Genomic DNA, 14,934 nt, shown 5'->3' on the forward strand with positions numbered 1-14,934 from the left:
GCACCTTCTCGGTGCGCGCCCCGTCTGGTCGGGACCCCGTCCGGTCGAGCCGGTCAGCTCAGTTGAACCGGACCTTCAGCGACGTGCCCTTCTCCGACAGCACCCGGACCTTGACCCCGGCACCGGGCAGCTTCACGCCGTGCTGCGGCGCCTCCGCGTAGAAGTACTTCTTCGTGTCGTCGAAGAGCGGGGCGGCGGCCTGTCCACGGACGTACGTGGGCTTGCCGTCGGTGTGCAGCGTCATCGAGTCGGCCTTCCGCGTCGAGAACGGCGCGTCGTAGACCTGGACGCGGGCACGGAACGGCTTGCCCGTCGTCCTGTCGATGATCGGTCGCGGCCGGGCGTCGATCGGCAGGTTCCGACCCTCACCTGGGTGGGTGATGGTGTTGTTGTCGGCCTGCGACGTGTCCCAGTAGGAGATCAGCAGACCCTGCTGGTAGGCGTAGTGCTCGACCCAGTCCGGGCGGGTGCTTGCGAAGCCGAAGTTGTACGGCCCCGTCCGCAGGTACCGGTCGTAGGAGACGTACGAGCGGTGGCCCATGACGTAGAAGTTGTCGTAGGCGTCGGTGGTCGACGAGCCCACGACGCTGAACCCGTCGAGCGTCCAGGCGCCCGCACCGTCCTCCGCGCCGTCGGACGTCAGCGTCGAGCCGCCCGCGGTCACCGCGACGTCGTCGACGAACAGGCCGGGCAGCGCGAGACCACCGTCGGTCTTGTACAGGAACCGGAGCTGGACGCTCTGGCCCGCATAGGCGTCGAGCGGGACCGACAGGTCGGTCCAGGTCTCCTGCTCGCCGTCGATGCCCGGGCGACCCGACGTGTCGTCGCCGATCGGCGTGCCGCCGACGGTGCCGTCGAGCGCGGTCCACGTCGTGCCGCCGTCGGTCGAGGCCTGGACGTACGCGTAGTCGTAGCCCTCCTCGATCTCGTACCGGACCTGCGCCGTCAGCTCGGCGTCGGTCGCGCCCGACGGGATGCTGACCTGTGTCGTCATGGTGGTCGCGAGGTCGTCACCGGAGCCGGAGTGGAACTGCTTCGAGCCCGCCGCCGGCGCTCCGAGGTCGCGGGTGACCTCCTTCTTCGGGAGCACCACGACGGCACCCTGCGCCTTGGCGGTGTTGTACTCCTGGGGCCCGAGCTCGAGGGTCCGCCTCTCCTTGGCCCCGACGACCTCGTAGTCGAGCCAGCCGAGCTGCAGCTTCTCCCACGCACCCAGGTCGCCCGCGCGCTCGCCGAGGGCCTCGCCCTTGGCGTTCAGCCGCGACTGCGCCATGAGCGTCCAGTACTCGTTGCTGTTGTCGCCACCCGCCGTGCTGTAGGCGTCGGGCAGGCCGAGGTCGTGACCGTACTCGTGGACGAAGACGGAGAGACCGCCGTTCTCCGGCTGCACGGTGTAGTCGCCGATCCAGAGCCCGGTGTCGCCGATCTGCGTGCCGCCGAGACGGTTCTGCGACGGCCCCGTGACGCCCTGGTCGGTGAGGAAGGCGTACCAGCGGTGCGACCAGATGGCGTCCTCCCCGTAGGTCGCGTCGCCGTCCTCCTCGCCGTGACCGGCGTGGACGATCTGGAAGTGGTCGATGTAGCCGTCGGGCTCGTTGAAGTCGCCGTCGCCGTCGTAGTCGTAGCGGTCGTAGACGTCGTACTCCGCGAGCTGCTGCTTGATCTGCGCGTCGGTGCGGCCGGCCTTGCGCTGGTCGGCCACCCACTGCGTCGTGGCGTCCTGGATCAGGTTCCACGTCGAGGCGTCGTCGCGGCCGTAGCGCGCGGTGTTGTACTTCACCTTCACCCAGTCCGAGACGGTCCCGTCGACCGTGTAGCGACCGGACGACTGCGTCTCGTAGTACGTCTTGACCGACTCGACGTCGCGGCCCGTCTTGAAGTACAGGTCCTGGTAGTGCTGACGGTCGTAGTCGGGCTGCCAGACGGTCGAGTTGTCCTTCGACCGGTCCGGCTCCTCGATCTGGTTGTGCTGGGGGCCGTCGAACGTCTCCGGTCCCGGCGTGGCGGGATCGGTGTCGGCGTCCGGGTAGTCGGGGTGCCGCTCGTCGCCGAACTCCGCGAGGATGACGAAGATCTTGTCGGCGCGCTCCTGCGACAGCTCGACGTACTGGTCCTTGCGCTTGCCCTTCGCCGCGCGCTCCTTGGCGCCGCGCGACGCCTTCGGGCTCGCGAGCGTCGCGGCGTCGGCCGGAGCCGCGGCCTCGCCGACCTTGACGACGGTGCTGCCGTTGCGGGTGACGGGCTTCGCCTCGCCGCTCACGACGGACGCGACGGCCTGCTCCCGCAGCTCCCGACGCTTGTCCTCGAGCGGGTTCGGCAGGTCGTGGTCCTTCTGGACGCGGTCGACCCCCTGCTGCGGCGGCGCCTCGGCCGCCGTGGTCGGTGCTGCGAACGTGAGTCCGAGCGATGACGCGAGCCCGATCCCGAGCACGCATGACGTGACACGCTTCACGTGGTCCCCCCTAGGAACAACTGATGTCTCGGGGGCCGGTCGGCCCCCTGTCGCGTCGGCGGGCCGGTGGGCTCGTCCGACACGAGGCTCGGGCCAACCTAAACGTTTGCTGAGGACGACGACAGTCTTGACTTCACCGGTGACTAGTACTAAAGAACTAGTTCTCCGGTCGATCTCTGGTCAGGACCTAGTGCCCGGGACCCAAAGGTGTGAGACTGACCAGGTTCGGTCCCCGTCACCAGGAGCAGCATGCGTACCACCATCGCCGTCGTCCTCACCGCGCTCCTCGTGAGCCTCACGGGAGGCTCCGCCCACGCCGTGGTGCGGGTCAGCGTCTACTCCCAGCAGATCCTCGAGCAGACCAACGGGGTCCGGGCGAAGTTCGACCGCCCCAAGCTCGCGCTCAACAGCTGCATGGACCGCTACGCCGACTCCTGGGCCAAGCACCTCGCGACGCAGGAGAAGGCGCTCGTCCACCGTTCGTCTTCGTCGCTGAAGACGATCATGAAGGAGTGCGGCCTGCGCAGCATCGGCGAGAACCTGGCCTTCGGCTACCCGGACGGTCGCAGCGTCGTCGGCCGCTCCACCGACAAGGTGTGCTCGTCCTCGTGCTCCAAGATCAACTGGATGACCTCCGGCGGCCACCGCGCCAACCAGATGAACGCCGCGTTCCGCCGCATCGGCGTGGGCGCGTGGCGCGACAGCAACGACCGCTACTACTCCGTCGCGCTGTACGGCCAGCCCGGCTGACCGGAGCCGCCGGCGCCGGCGACCGACGCGCCGAGACGGCGTTCGGCCCGGGCCGCGACCGTGTCCTAGGCTGGTGTCGTTGCCGTTGGATTTAACCGTGCCGGCAGCTCGGGGACCGCACACCGGGCGCTCTGCTCAGCGGGTGAAACGACGGACGACGCGTCCACGACGGTCGTGGACGCACCCGAAGGAGTAGTAGGAAAGATGGCAACCGGAACGGTCAAGTGGTTCAACGCCGACAAGGGCTTCGGCTTCATCGCGCCCGACGACGGCAGCGAGGACGTCTTCGCCCACTTCAGCGCGATCCAGACGAGCGGCTACCGCTCGCTCAACGAGAACCAGAAGGTCGAGTTCGACGTCGAGCAGGGCCAGAAGGGCCTGCAGGCGGCGAACATCCGTCCGCTGGACTGACCTCAGCACCGACGACACGGCCCCGCGAAGCGCATGCTTCGCGGGGCCGTGTCACGTCACCGGCGCGTGAGGGACACGCGGTGACCGCAGCGGGTCCGGTCTCAGAGGTGACCGGACTCGTCCCAGGCGTGCTGGGCGAAGTCGGTGCCGCGCTCGCGGACCGCCAGGGTCGCGTCGGCAGCGACCGGCCGGTCCAGGACGCCCAGTGGACGCCCCGGGAACCGGGCGGACGCAGCAGCGACGTCGGAGGGGCGGAAGTCGAAGGTCAGATCGTCCATGTTCATGAGGCTAGTCTCATGTTCGACGGTCCGACACCCCTACCGAATGGTAGTCTTGCGCGCCGCGTCAGCGGATGGCACGACGCAGCTCGCCGAGGCGTCGACGCACCTCGCCGGCACGGAGGTGGTCGACGTTCAGGGGCGGCTCGAGCTGCTCGACGACGTGCTGGGCGAGCTCGCGGATCGCCTCGCGGTCGTGCATCGGCCAGGTGACGACCCGCAGGTGCTGCTGCATCCAGTCGGTGACGACCGGGTCGTCCAGGCCGTCCGCTCGCAGCGGCTCCTGCAGGATCGTGGCCAGCGCGGCACGGAACGTCGAGGAGCGGGAGCGTCCGTGCAGCTGGACGGTCTGCACGAGGTGGCGCACCGTCGTGACGACGTCGTCGGTCCGGCCCACGGCTCCCGCGTGCCCCACGTGCAGCACGCCGGCGCCGACGGGCAGCATCAGGCTGCGGTTGAGCACCCGGGCGCCCTCGGCGTCGACGTGCCAGGCGAAGACCCCCGCGACCTCCTGGATGGCGTCGAGGTCCTGCGGCCTCACGGCGTGCTCGGTGCCGGCAAGGTGCTCGATCGCCGCCAGCACCGCGTCGCCGGGACCGTCGTGCACCGGACCTGCCTGCACCGCAGGTGCCGCTGTCACACCGGGGCCGAGGGTCACCGGCTCCTCCCCGGCCTCGCCCTCGACCGCAGCCGTGGACTGCTCCACGGCGACCCGCGGCTCGCTGACGACCGGCACGGGACGCGACTCGTCACCGCCGACCGTGACCTCCGCTCCGGCGTCCTGGAGCACCGCGGCGAGAGGTCCCACGTAGGCCTCGGGCGCGACCAGGTGCACCCGTCGCCCCGCCACCGGACCGTCGAGGGACTCCAGGCGCACCAGCACCCACTGGGCCCAGACGCCGCGGTAGACGGGGTCGAGGTCGGCGAGGTCGCGCGAGTCGGGCGAGACCCACTCCCCCGGCTCGAGGAGCCCGTGCTCGGCCGACAGCACGAACCACGTGGCACCGCGCGCCTGCGCACGGAGCCGGGCGGCCTGGAAGCGGTCCGCGCGGTAGACCTCGCGGGCCGGGGCCGGCACGAGCACGCGCTCGCCCGCACCGGCGAGCAGCAGCACGTCGGCGGACTCGGCGGTCGGGTCGCGGACCTCCAGCCGAGGCCCGGCGAGCCCGGCTCGCTCGACGATGTCCTCGAAGGTCGCCAGCCGCGCCGAGGGTCCCGGACCGTCGTGCCGCGCCTCGACGTCGGGTTCGGGCCGGGCCTGGACGACGGTCGCCTCCGTGAAGGCCGACGTCGCGAAGCTCGCCTCACGTCGGGCCCGGTCGACGGGCGCAGCGGGAGGTGGCGGGTCGTCAGGCGCCTCGGGCAGGTCGGGGTCGAGCTTGCGCTCCTCGGGCGGGATCACCTCGTACAGGCCACGGGCGACGCGCCGGAACAGGGACGACCTGACCGCGAACTGCGGCTGCTTGGGCCGACCGCCCTCGCACAGGCCCACCAGGTGCGCGCGGATGGTGGCCTGGCTCACCTCGGGATAGCGTCGGGCGAACCAGCGGTGGACGTGCTCGTAGCCGAAGGGGTCGGGCATCGCGTCGGCGCACTCGTACATCAGCTGCCAGACTGGCTTGTCGTACTTCACCGCACCTCCCGATCCCGTGTCATGCCGCTCCTCGACAGGTACGCAGAGACCACGACCCGCGATCCATGACGCGACGGGACGTGGATCACAGGGAATGCGCGAGAGCGACGTGTCGTTCACGCTGGGGTACGACCCACGACGTCTCCGGAAGGACTCTCATGTCGACCATCGACCTCACCGCCCAGAGCTTCGAGGAAGCCGTCACCGGCGAGGGCATCACCCTCGTGGACTGGTGGGCGTCCTGGTGCGGTCCGTGCCGGCAGTTCGCGCCCGTCTACGACGCCGCGAGCGAGCAGAACCCCGACGTGACCTTCGGCAAGATCGACACCGAGGCCGAGCAGGAGCTCGCCGGAGCCGCCGGCATCACGTCGATCCCGACGCTCATGGCGTTCCGCGACGGCGTGCTCGTCTTCAGCCAGCCCGGTGCGCTGCCCGCGCCGGCTCTCGACCAGGTGATCCAGGCGGTCCGCGACCTCGACATGGACGACGTCCAGCGTCAGGTGGCCGAGGCGCGCGCCGCCGAGCAGCCGGGCACGCCCGACGCGGACGCCTGAGTCCGAGCCCCCCACTGGCCCACCGCCCCCACCTCGGGCGGCGGCCCGTCGCGCCGAGGGGCGCGACACCACCACCGGAAGGGACCCCCATGATCCTGATCAACGTCAAGTTCTCCGTGCGCCCCGAGGCCGTCGAGCAGTGGCCCGAGGCCGTCCGCCCGTTCACCGAGGCCACGCGCGCCGAGGAGGGCAACCTGTTCTTCGAGTGGTCGCGCAGCCTGGAGGAGGAGAACACGTTCGTCCTCGTCGAGGGCTTCCAGGACGACGCCGCCGAGGCGCACGTCTCGAGCCAGCACTTCGCCGACGGCCTGGAGGCGATGCGTCCGCTGCTCACGTCCACGCCGCAGATCATCAGCCACACGATCCCCGTCGACGGCTGGGGCCGCATGGGCGAGCTCCAGGTCGACTGAGCGCCCAGGCCCCTGCCCCGTCGCCGGACCGCGTGAGGGACACTAGAGGGATGCCCACGACGACCGACCTGCGCGTGCTGCTGCGCCACCCGGTCGACTTCGTGGTCGCCGACGACCCCGCCGCCTCGCGGTTCGTCTTCACCGCGCCCGACGGGGAGCACGAGGTGACGGCGAGCGACGCCATCGGTCCGCTCAGCCAGGGCATCCGGACGATGAACGCGGACCCGTCGGTCCGGGCGTGGGCCACGCCCGCGATCCTCGCGCTGCGACTCATGGCCACCGGACGGCTCGCCGCGCCCGACTCCTCCTCCGCGTCGCAGCTGCAGGACGCGGCGCGCTCGGTCGGTGCCGACGCGGCGTCGGGACAGGCGAAGGTCCGGGGCTTCCTCGCGGCGCTCGCGGTGGACGCACCCGCCGTCGCCACGCAGCCTCAGGACGACGCGGTGCCGGACCCGCAGGGCATGCGTCGCCGGAGCCGCCCTAGCGGCGCAGCGCCACCACCGCTCGTCGAGCAGGCGCCCGTCCGGCCGCGCGCGTTCAGCGGGCAGCTCGTGGTCACCTTCCGACAGTCGGCCGACGCCGAGGGCCACGTGGCCGACGTGCGCCTGAAGGTCAAGCCGCTCGACGCGTCGTGGTCGGCCGTCGACGTCGCCGACCTGTGGCGTCGCGACGACCACCACTTCGGCGCAGGCGCACGACCCGGGGTCCGGACCCTGGTCAGCACGGCTGCCGCCGCCTGGCCGACCCTCACGCGCATGCTCGGGCGGCTCGACCAGGGCTCGGTGCCGCTCACGGCCGAGGAGGTCGGCGAGCTCGGACGCACCCGCGTCGCCAGCCTGCTGCGCTCGTACCGGGTCGAGGTGCTGTGGCCCGACGGCCTGGTCCGCTCCCTCGACTCGCGCCCGACCGTCCGCCGGGTCGGCGACGCGATGCCGCACGACCGGCCGCGCGCGTTCGGCCGCTCGCAGGTGTTCCGCTTCGACTGGAACCTCGCCCTCGGCGACGAGACGCTCACCGCCGAGGAGCTCGACGTGCTGGCCGAGGCCCAGCACGGTCTGGTGCGCCTGCGCGAGCGCTGGGTGCTGGTCGACCCGGCCCGCACGCAGGCCCTGCTGGAGCGGCGCACGCACGAGCTCACCGCGATCGAGGCCCTGCGCGCCGCCGTGTCCGGCGAGATCGAGATCGACGACGTGCGCACCGACGTGTCGACCGAGGGCTGGCTCGACGACGTGCGCCGCCGGCTCGCCGAGCACGGGTCGCGCGACCCCGTCGAGCCGTCGCCGCGGCTGCACGGGACCCTGCGCGAGTACCAGCGCGACGGTCTGCGCTGGATGGCCCAGCTCGTCGACCTCGGGCTGGGCGGCATCCTCGCCGACGACATGGGCCTGGGCAAGACCGTCATGCTCATCGCGCTGCACCTGCACCTGGAGGACCAGGCGCGCGCGGCCGGACAGCCCGTGGCCCCGACGCTCGTCGTCTGTCCCGCGTCCGTCGTAGGCAACTGGGTCCGCGAGATCGAGCGGTTCGCGCCGGGCGTCCCGGTCCGACGCCACCACGGCACCGGGCGCAGCCTGGTCGGTGTGACCGAGGGCTTCGTCGTCACGACCTACGCCACGCTGCGCCGCGACGCGGTCGACCTCGCCGACGTCGAGACCGGGTGGGGCGTCGTCGTCGCCGACGAGGCGCAGTACGTCAAGAACGTCCGGTCCGCAGCCGCCAAGGCCCTGCGATCCATCCCGACGCCGGTCCGCCTCGCCCTGACGGGCACGCCCGTGGAGAACGGCCTGACGGAGCTGTGGTCGATCCTGGACTGGACCACCCCGGGGTTGCTCGGCGGGCTCGAGGAGTTCCGGCGCCGGTGGTCGCGACCCATCGAGCGCGGTCAGGACCGCGACCGCGCCGGCGAGCTGTCGCGCCTCGTCCGCCCGTTCCTGCTCCGGCGCCGCAAGAGCGACCCGGGCATCGCGCCCGAGCTGCCACCGAAGACCGAGACCGACTACCGGGTGCACCTGACGCGGGAGCAGGTCGGCCTCTACGAGGCCGTCGTGCGCGAGACGATGGCAGAGATCGAGTCCAGCGAGGGCATGCAGCGTCGCGGGCTCGTCGTCCGGCTGCTCACGCAGCTGAAGCAGGTCTGCAACCACCCGGCGCAGCTCCTGCGCGAGCCGCGGGCCACGCTGACGGGCCGGTCCGGGAAGCTCGACATGCTGGACGAGCTGCTCGACGAGATCGTCGCCGCCGACGGCGCCGCCCTCGTCTTCACGCAGTACGCGCAGATGGGGCACCTGCTCACCCGGCACCTGACCGAACGACGCATCCCCGTGCAGTTCCTCCACGGCGGCGTCCCCGTGCCGACCCGCGAGCAGATGGTCACGCGCTTCCAGGCGGGCGAGGTCCCGGTGTTCGTGCTGTCGCTGAAGGCCGGAGGCACCGGACTCACGCTGACCCGCGCGGACCACGTGATCCACTACGACCGCTGGTGGAACCCGGCCGTCGAGGACCAGGCCACCGACCGGGCCCACCGCATCGGCCAGACCAAGCCGGTGCAGGTCCACCGCATCATCGCGGAGGGCACGATCGAGGAGTCCGTGGCCGAGCTGATCGCCTCGAAGCGGGCACTGGCCGACGCCGTCGTGAACGCGGGCGAGAGCGCGCTGACGGAGCTGACCGACGCCGAGCTGGTCGAGCTGGTGCGACTGCGCCGCTGACCCGGCCGAGCTGGCCGGCGGACGGCCACCCCGACTTGCCTTGGTACTACCTTTCGTGGCACGCTCACGTGACCTGCCTCACGTCCCGCGTCGCCCGCCGGGTGACCCTCGTCCCCTCACGTCCGGAGTCCCCGTGGATCCCATCGACCCCGTGCACGGGACCGGCGTCCTGCTGGCCATCGCGCTGGCCGCCGTCGTCCTGCTGCTCGTCCTCATCATCCGCGTCAAGCTGCACGCCTTCGTCGCGCTCGTCCTGGTCAGCCTGCTCACGGCCGTCGCCACGGGCATCCCGCTCGTCGACGTGCCCACCGCGCTCACCTCGGGGTTCGGCTCGACGTTGGCGTCGGTGGCCCTGCTGGTCGGCTTCGGCGTGATGATCGGCCGCCTCCTCGAGGCCTCCGGTGGGGCCCAGGTGCTCGCCGACACCCTCGTGTCGCGCTTCGGCGAGCGCCGCGCCCCGCTCGCCCTCGGTGTCGCAGCCTTCCTCTTCGGGCTGCCGATCTTCTTCGACGCGGGCCTCGTGGTCTTCCTGCCCATCGTGCTCACCGTGGCCCGCCGCTTCGGTGGGTCGGTGCTGGTCTACGCGCTGCCCGCCGCCGGCGCCTTCGCCGCGACTCACGCGCTCCTGCCGCCGCACCCCGGACCCGTCGCCGCCGGCACGGTCATGGGCGGCGACCTCGGCGTCGTCCTGCTCGTGAACCTGCCCATCGCGGTCGTCAGCTGGTACGTCGGCGTGTACCTGTTCTCGCGGTGGGTCGGCTCTCGCGTGCACGTCGACGTCCCGACGCTCCTGCTGGGCGAGGAGCAGGACGGCGGAGACGACTCGACCCCTCCGCCGGTCGCCCTCGTGCTGTCCATCCTGCTGGTCCCGCTCGTCCTCATCGGGCTCAACACGGTGCTGACCACCCTCGTGGCCGGAGGCACCCTCGCCGAGGGCCACGCCTGGGTCGACGCCCTCGTGCTCGTCGGGACGACGCCCGTGGCCCTGCTGCTCACGCTGCTGCTGGCCATCGGGACCCTCGGACGACGCGGCCGTTCCCTCGCGGAGACGGGTGCCCTGCTCGACGCGTCGCTCGGGCCGGTCTGCTCGGTCATCCTCATCACGGGAGCGGGCGGCATGCTCGGCGGCGTCCTGCGCACGAGCGGCGTCGGCGCGGCACTCACGGAATCCCTCGGCGGGCTGGGTGTCCCGCTGCTGCTGCAGGCGTTCCTGCTCGCTGCGGCACTGCGCGTGGCGCAGGGCTCGGCGACGGTGGCCCTCACCACCGCGTCCGGCCTCGTCGCCGCGCAGACCGCCGACCTCTCCGACGTGCAGGTCGCGCTGCTCGTCACGGCGGTCGCCGCCGGCGCGACGGTGCTCTCCCACGTCAACGACTCCGGCTTCTGGCTCGTCAGCCGGTTCTTCGGCCTCGACGTCCGCACGACGCTGAGGACCTGGACCGTCATGGAGACCACGCTGGGACTCAGCGCCCTGGCGCTCGCCGCCGTCGCCTACCCTCTGGTCGCATGAGTCAGCACCGCCGTCCGGGACCGTACGCGCACCCGACGGGCGACTCAGTCCGGTCGGAGCTGACCGACGACCTCGACGCAGATCGCGTGCATCGCGGCACGCGCCGCCTCGGCCTCCCCCGCGGCGACCGCGCGAGCGACCTCCGCGTGCAGACGTCGGGCCTCGGGCGCGGGCTCCGACGGCATGAGGTCGTGGTCGGTGCGACCGCGCAGCACCTCCTCCACGACGTCACCGAGAGCCCGGAACATCGGGTTGCCGGTGCCGTCCAGGAGGAGCCGGTGGAAGGTCACGTCGAGCTCCAGGAAGGCCTGCAGGTCGCCGCCGGCCCCGGTGCGCTCGAGCTCGTCGGCGAGGCGCAGGAGTCGACGCCGCGTCTCGGGCGTCGCGTGGACGGCCGACAGCGCCGCGCTCGTCGGCTCGACGGCCGCGCGCAGCTGCGCCAGCTGGTGCAGCAGGCGTCCGCGACCAGGCCCCGCGAGGCGCCAGCGGATGACGGACGGCGCGTAGTGGTCCCACCGCTCCTCGGGCAGGACGGTCACGCCCGTGCGACGACGGCTCTCGACCAGCCCCATGGAGGCGAGCACCTGCACGACCTCGCGCGCGACGGTGCGCGAGACCTCGTAGTCGGCGCGGATCGCGTCGAGCGTCAGCGCGTCGCCCGGGGCGAGCAGACCGTCCACGATGCGTGGACCGAGGTCGGCCAGGACCTCCTCGTGCGCCGTCGGCATGAGGAGGACTCTAGGGCGTGCGGGGGCCGACCATGAGCGGCACGCTCCAGGTCGTCGTGATGGGCGTCTCGGGCACCGGGAAGTCGGCCGTCGGGTCGCGCGTCGCCGAGCGGCTGGGCGTCCCGTACGTCGAGGGCGACGAGCACCACCCGGCGGCGAACATCGCGAAGATGGCCGCGGGGACGCCCCTGACCGACGACGACCGCCGACCCTGGCTCGAGGAGCTCGCCGACCTGCTCGCGAGCAGGCAGCGTGCGGGCACCTCGGCGCTGCTGGGGTGCTCGGCGCTGCGCCGCACCTACCGCGACCTGCTCCGCGGCGGGCTGCCCGCAGGGACCATCGGCTTCCTGCACCTGGTGGCCGAGCCCGACGTGCTGCACCGACGCATGGAGGAGCGCGAGCACTTCATGCCCCCGAGCCTGCTGCGCAGCCAGCTCGCCACGCTCGAGCCGCTCGAGCCCGACGAGCTCGGCACGGCGATCGACGTCGACGCCCCGCTCGACGTGGTCGTCGAGCGGGGCGTCGAGGCCGTGCGCGCCCTCGCGGCGCGCGGCGCCGTGCTGCGCTAGAAGGTGCCGCAGGTGGAGACGAACGGCGCTCCGGCCACCCGGCCCTCTAGGAACGCGAACGCGCTCGGGAACCCGGCGACGAACCCACCGACGTGCGTCGGCGTCACGAGGGTCTGGAAGCGGACCTTGGCACCCTGCGAGCACCAGGACCGCGCCATGTCGCGTCCCTGCTGGTAGTCGACGACGTCGTCGAGCCCGGAGTGACTCACCAGGCTGGGGACGGACGGCGCGGTGGCCCCGAGGCGTCGCTCGGCGAGGGCGGCGGCGATGTCAGGTCGGCTCAGGTAGTCGGCGATCGGTCGGCCCTCGTTCGTCAAGGTGGAGGTGCGGACGAACGCGTTCGGCACGATGCCGTCCACGAGGCAGGTGTCCAGGACACGATCGAGGAACTGCTTGCCCTGGGCGTTGAGCAGGTCCCTGATGCGCAGCTGGGGCTCCGCGTCGTCGAGAGCCGCGACGGCGTACCCGAGGAAGAGCGAGTAGGGCGAGCCGTCGAGCTTCGGAGCGACGCGCGAGAGGTCGGCAGGCACGGCACCTGCGTAGCCGCCCTTGAGCCTCAGCTCCGGGGCGTACGACGCAGCCAGCTCGAGCGCACCGGCGGCGGCGTTGCCGCCCTCGGAGTAGCCCGACACGAGGACGGGTGCGGTGCTCGTGACGATGCCGAGACGCTGCGCGGCGCGCACCGAGTCGAGGACGTTGCGTCCCAGGGCGCGCGCGTCGACGTAGGGGTGCACACCGGGGGTGCCGAGACCCTCGTAGTCGGTGACGGCCACGGTGTAGCCCCGGGCGAGGAGGCCCTTGATGAAGGCGCCCTCGTACTCCGTGCCGGCGGCCAGCTGCCGCGACGGAGCACACCGGTCGGCCATGCCCTGCGTGCCCACGGCGTACGCGACGACCGGACGCTCCCCCGCGCCCACCCAGGCCCCGCGGGGCTTGAGGATCGTGCCCGTCACGACGGTCGGACCCGAGGCGTTGGCACTCGTGTACATGACGCGGGTGACGTCGGCCGGCGCCCTCAGCACCTTCAGCGGGTCGAGGTAGAACACCGACGGCTCGCTGCGCAGGACCGTGCCGGGCGCTCCCGACGTGTCCGCGGGCGGTGTGTAGAAGTCGTCGGCCGACGCCGGCGGCGCGGCGACGAGGCCCGCGCCGAGCGTGGCGGCAAGGGCGAGCAGGAGACGACGCCCTCGGGACGGTCGTCGTCGGGACAGGACGGACTGAGACATGGTGGGACCCCCTCTGCGCGACACCCTCGGCCGCGCCCGCTCAGTGTGTCGGTGAGTTACATCACAGGTCAACGTCGGGGTGGGTGGGACGAGGCGGACGCCCGAACTCGCGAGAGGCGGGGGCCGGGTGCGGGGCTGATTTGCGCACGTCTCCCAGAACCGATTGGGTCGAAGGACCGACCGACCCCAGGAGGATCCGTTGACCACCCTGTTCATCGACGGCCGGTGGCGCGACGCGTCGGACGGCGAGAGCCGCACGATCCGCTGTCCCGCCGACGGCCGCACCGTGACCACCGTCGCCGAGGCGACCTCCGCCGACGCGGCCGACGCCGTCCGCGCCGCCCGACGTGCCTTCGACGACGGCCCCTGGCCTCGGACGCCCGCACCGGAGCGCGCCGCGCTGCTGCACCGCCTCGCCGACCGGCTCGAGGCGGAGAAGGAGGACGTCGCACGGCTGGAGGCCCTCGACACCGGCAAGCGCATGGTGGAGGCACGCATCGACGTGGACGACGTCGTGGGCGTGTTCCGGCACTTCGCCGGACTGGCGCAGGCCGACGCCGGCCGCGTGGTCGACACGGGACAGCCGCACGTGGCGAGCCGGGTCGTGCACGAGCCGGTCGGCGTCTGCACCCTCATCACGCCGTGGAACTTCCCCCTGCTGCAGACGTCGTGGAAGGTCGCGCCCGCCCTTGCGACGGGCTGCACCTTCGTGCTCAAGCCGAGCGAGCTGACCCCGTCGACGGCGATCTGGCTGGTCCGGACCCTCGCCGACCTCGGCCTGCCCGACGGCGTCGCCAACCTCGTCCTCGGCGCCGGGGACCGCGTGGGCCCGACCCTCACCGAGGCCCCCGAGGTCGACCTCGTGTCGTTCACCGGCGGCCTGGTGACCGGCCGACGGATCATGGCCGCGGCCGCCCCGACCGTCAAGAAGGTCGCCCTCGAGCTCGGCGGCAAGAACCCGAACGTCGTCTTCGCGGACGCCGACTGGGAGGCGGCGGTCGACAACGCGCTCACGGCGGTCTTCCTCGACTCCGGCCAGGTCTGCTCGGCCGGCACACGCCTCGTCGTCGAGGACTCGATCCACGACCGGTTCGTCGACGAGCTGGTCGCCCGTGCTGCACGGATCCGGCTCGGCGGACCCGACGACGAGCACGCCGAGACCGGCCCGCTGATCAGCGCCGCCCACCGCGAGAAGGTCGAGGCGTACGTCGCTGCAGGGGTCGCGGAGGGGGCCGTGCTGCGCGTGGGCGGGGCCCGGCCCGACGACCCGGACCTCGCGGACGGCTTCTACTACCTGCCGACCATCCTCGACGAGTGCTCGGCCGACATGTCCTGCGTGCAGGAGGAGAGCTTCGGGCCGGTCCTGACCGTCGAGCGGTTCACGGGCGACGACCCCGACGCCCTGGAGGACGCGGCCGTCTCGATCGCCAACGACACGATCTACGGGCTCGCCGGCGCCGTCTGGACGCAGGACGCCGGTCGCGCCGAGCGCGTCGCGTCGCGGCTGCGTCACGGCACGGTCTGGATCAACGACTACCACCCCTACGTGCCGCAGGCCGAGTGGGGCGGCTTCAAGCAGAGCGGCGTCGGCCGCGAGCTGGGCCTCGCCGGGCTCGAGGAGTACCGCGAGTCCAAGCACGTCTGGCACAACACCCGACCTGCGCCGAGCGGCTGGTTCGGCGCCGACCCCGCCCCGCGGGCCTGA

The 14,934-nt window shown here is 72.3% G+C and carries 13 protein-coding genes; 8 read left to right on the plus strand and 5 right to left on the minus strand.

The window, feature by feature from the left end; translation table 11 throughout:
* Nucleotides 1-58 precede the first annotated feature (58 nt).
* Complete coding sequence (locus tag QE370_RS14410) at nucleotides 59-2,452, minus strand: immune inhibitor A domain-containing protein (RefSeq protein ID WP_309634753.1); 2,394 nt, start codon at nucleotides 2,450-2,452, stop codon at nucleotides 59-61.
* Between the two features lie 249 nt (nucleotides 2,453-2,701).
* Between QE370_RS14410 and QE370_RS14415 the strand changes: the two genes are divergently transcribed.
* Both QE370_RS14415 and QE370_RS14420 read left to right on the plus strand, forming a co-directional pair.
* Nucleotides 2,702-3,202, plus strand: a complete 501-nt coding sequence (locus tag QE370_RS14415) for a CAP domain-containing protein (RefSeq protein WP_253021730.1) — start codon at nucleotides 2,702-2,704, stop codon at nucleotides 3,200-3,202.
* Between the two features lie 204 nt (nucleotides 3,203-3,406).
* On the plus strand, nucleotides 3,407-3,613 hold the full coding sequence (locus QE370_RS14420) for a cold-shock protein (protein ID WP_055967782.1): 207 nt from the start codon (nucleotides 3,407-3,409) through the stop codon (nucleotides 3,611-3,613).
* A gap of 101 nt (nucleotides 3,614-3,714) precedes the next feature.
* On the opposite strand, the gene QE370_RS14425 is transcribed toward QE370_RS14420, so the two are convergent.
* Both QE370_RS14425 and QE370_RS14430 read right to left on the minus strand, forming a co-directional pair.
* A complete protein-coding gene (locus QE370_RS14425) occupies nucleotides 3,715-3,891 on the minus strand; it encodes a hypothetical protein (protein ID WP_253021732.1) in 177 nt (58 codons plus the stop codon).
* Between the two features lie 67 nt (nucleotides 3,892-3,958).
* Nucleotides 3,959-5,524, minus strand: coding sequence for a DUF6884 domain-containing protein (locus tag QE370_RS14430; protein WP_309634754.1), 1,566 nt, complete (start codon nucleotides 5,522-5,524; stop codon nucleotides 3,959-3,961).
* A gap of 158 nt (nucleotides 5,525-5,682) precedes the next feature.
* Between QE370_RS14430 and QE370_RS14435 the strand changes: the two genes are divergently transcribed.
* From QE370_RS14435 to QE370_RS14450, 4 genes are all read left to right on the plus strand, one after another.
* Nucleotides 5,683-6,078: a co-chaperone YbbN gene (locus QE370_RS14435; RefSeq protein ID WP_253021736.1), complete on the plus strand. Its 396-nt coding sequence runs from the start codon at nucleotides 5,683-5,685 to the stop codon at nucleotides 6,076-6,078.
* Nucleotides 6,079-6,167: 89 nt separating this feature from the next.
* Complete coding sequence (locus QE370_RS14440; protein WP_253021738.1) at nucleotides 6,168-6,488, plus strand: putative quinol monooxygenase; 321 nt, start codon at nucleotides 6,168-6,170, stop codon at nucleotides 6,486-6,488.
* A gap of 50 nt (nucleotides 6,489-6,538) precedes the next feature.
* Nucleotides 6,539-9,196 (plus strand): SNF2-related protein, encoded by a 2,658-nt coding sequence (locus tag QE370_RS14445; protein WP_309634755.1) that lies wholly within the window; start codon nucleotides 6,539-6,541, stop codon nucleotides 9,194-9,196.
* Between the two features lie 133 nt (nucleotides 9,197-9,329).
* A complete protein-coding gene (locus tag QE370_RS14450; RefSeq protein WP_309634756.1) occupies nucleotides 9,330-10,706 on the plus strand; it encodes a GntP family permease in 1,377 nt (458 codons plus the stop codon).
* A gap of 44 nt (nucleotides 10,707-10,750) precedes the next feature.
* Here the strand turns inward: QE370_RS14450 and QE370_RS14455 are convergent, their stop codons facing one another.
* Nucleotides 10,751-11,434, minus strand: coding sequence for an FCD domain-containing protein (locus QE370_RS14455; protein ID WP_309634757.1), 684 nt, complete (start codon nucleotides 11,432-11,434; stop codon nucleotides 10,751-10,753).
* Nucleotides 11,435-11,466: 32 nt separating this feature from the next.
* Here QE370_RS14455 and QE370_RS14460 point away from each other — a divergent pair, with 32 nt between their 5' ends.
* Entirely contained in the window at nucleotides 11,467-12,003 is a 537-nt protein-coding gene (locus tag QE370_RS14460; protein ID WP_309634758.1) for a gluconokinase, read from the plus strand.
* Here the strand turns inward: QE370_RS14460 and QE370_RS14465 are convergent.
* Nucleotides 12,000-13,229: a lipase family protein gene (locus tag QE370_RS14465; protein WP_309634759.1), complete on the minus strand. Its 1,230-nt coding sequence runs from the start codon at nucleotides 13,227-13,229 to the stop codon at nucleotides 12,000-12,002. The genes QE370_RS14460 and QE370_RS14465 overlap by 4 nt on opposite strands.
* A gap of 199 nt (nucleotides 13,230-13,428) precedes the next feature.
* Here QE370_RS14465 and QE370_RS14470 point away from each other — a divergent pair, with 199 nt between their 5' ends.
* A complete protein-coding gene (locus QE370_RS14470; RefSeq protein ID WP_309634760.1) occupies nucleotides 13,429-14,934 on the plus strand; it encodes an aldehyde dehydrogenase family protein in 1,506 nt (501 codons plus the stop codon).

The organism is Aeromicrobium sp. SORGH_AS_0981, from assembly GCF_031453195.1.
Taxonomy (GTDB): Bacteria; Actinomycetota; Actinomycetes; order Propionibacteriales; family Nocardioidaceae; genus Aeromicrobium.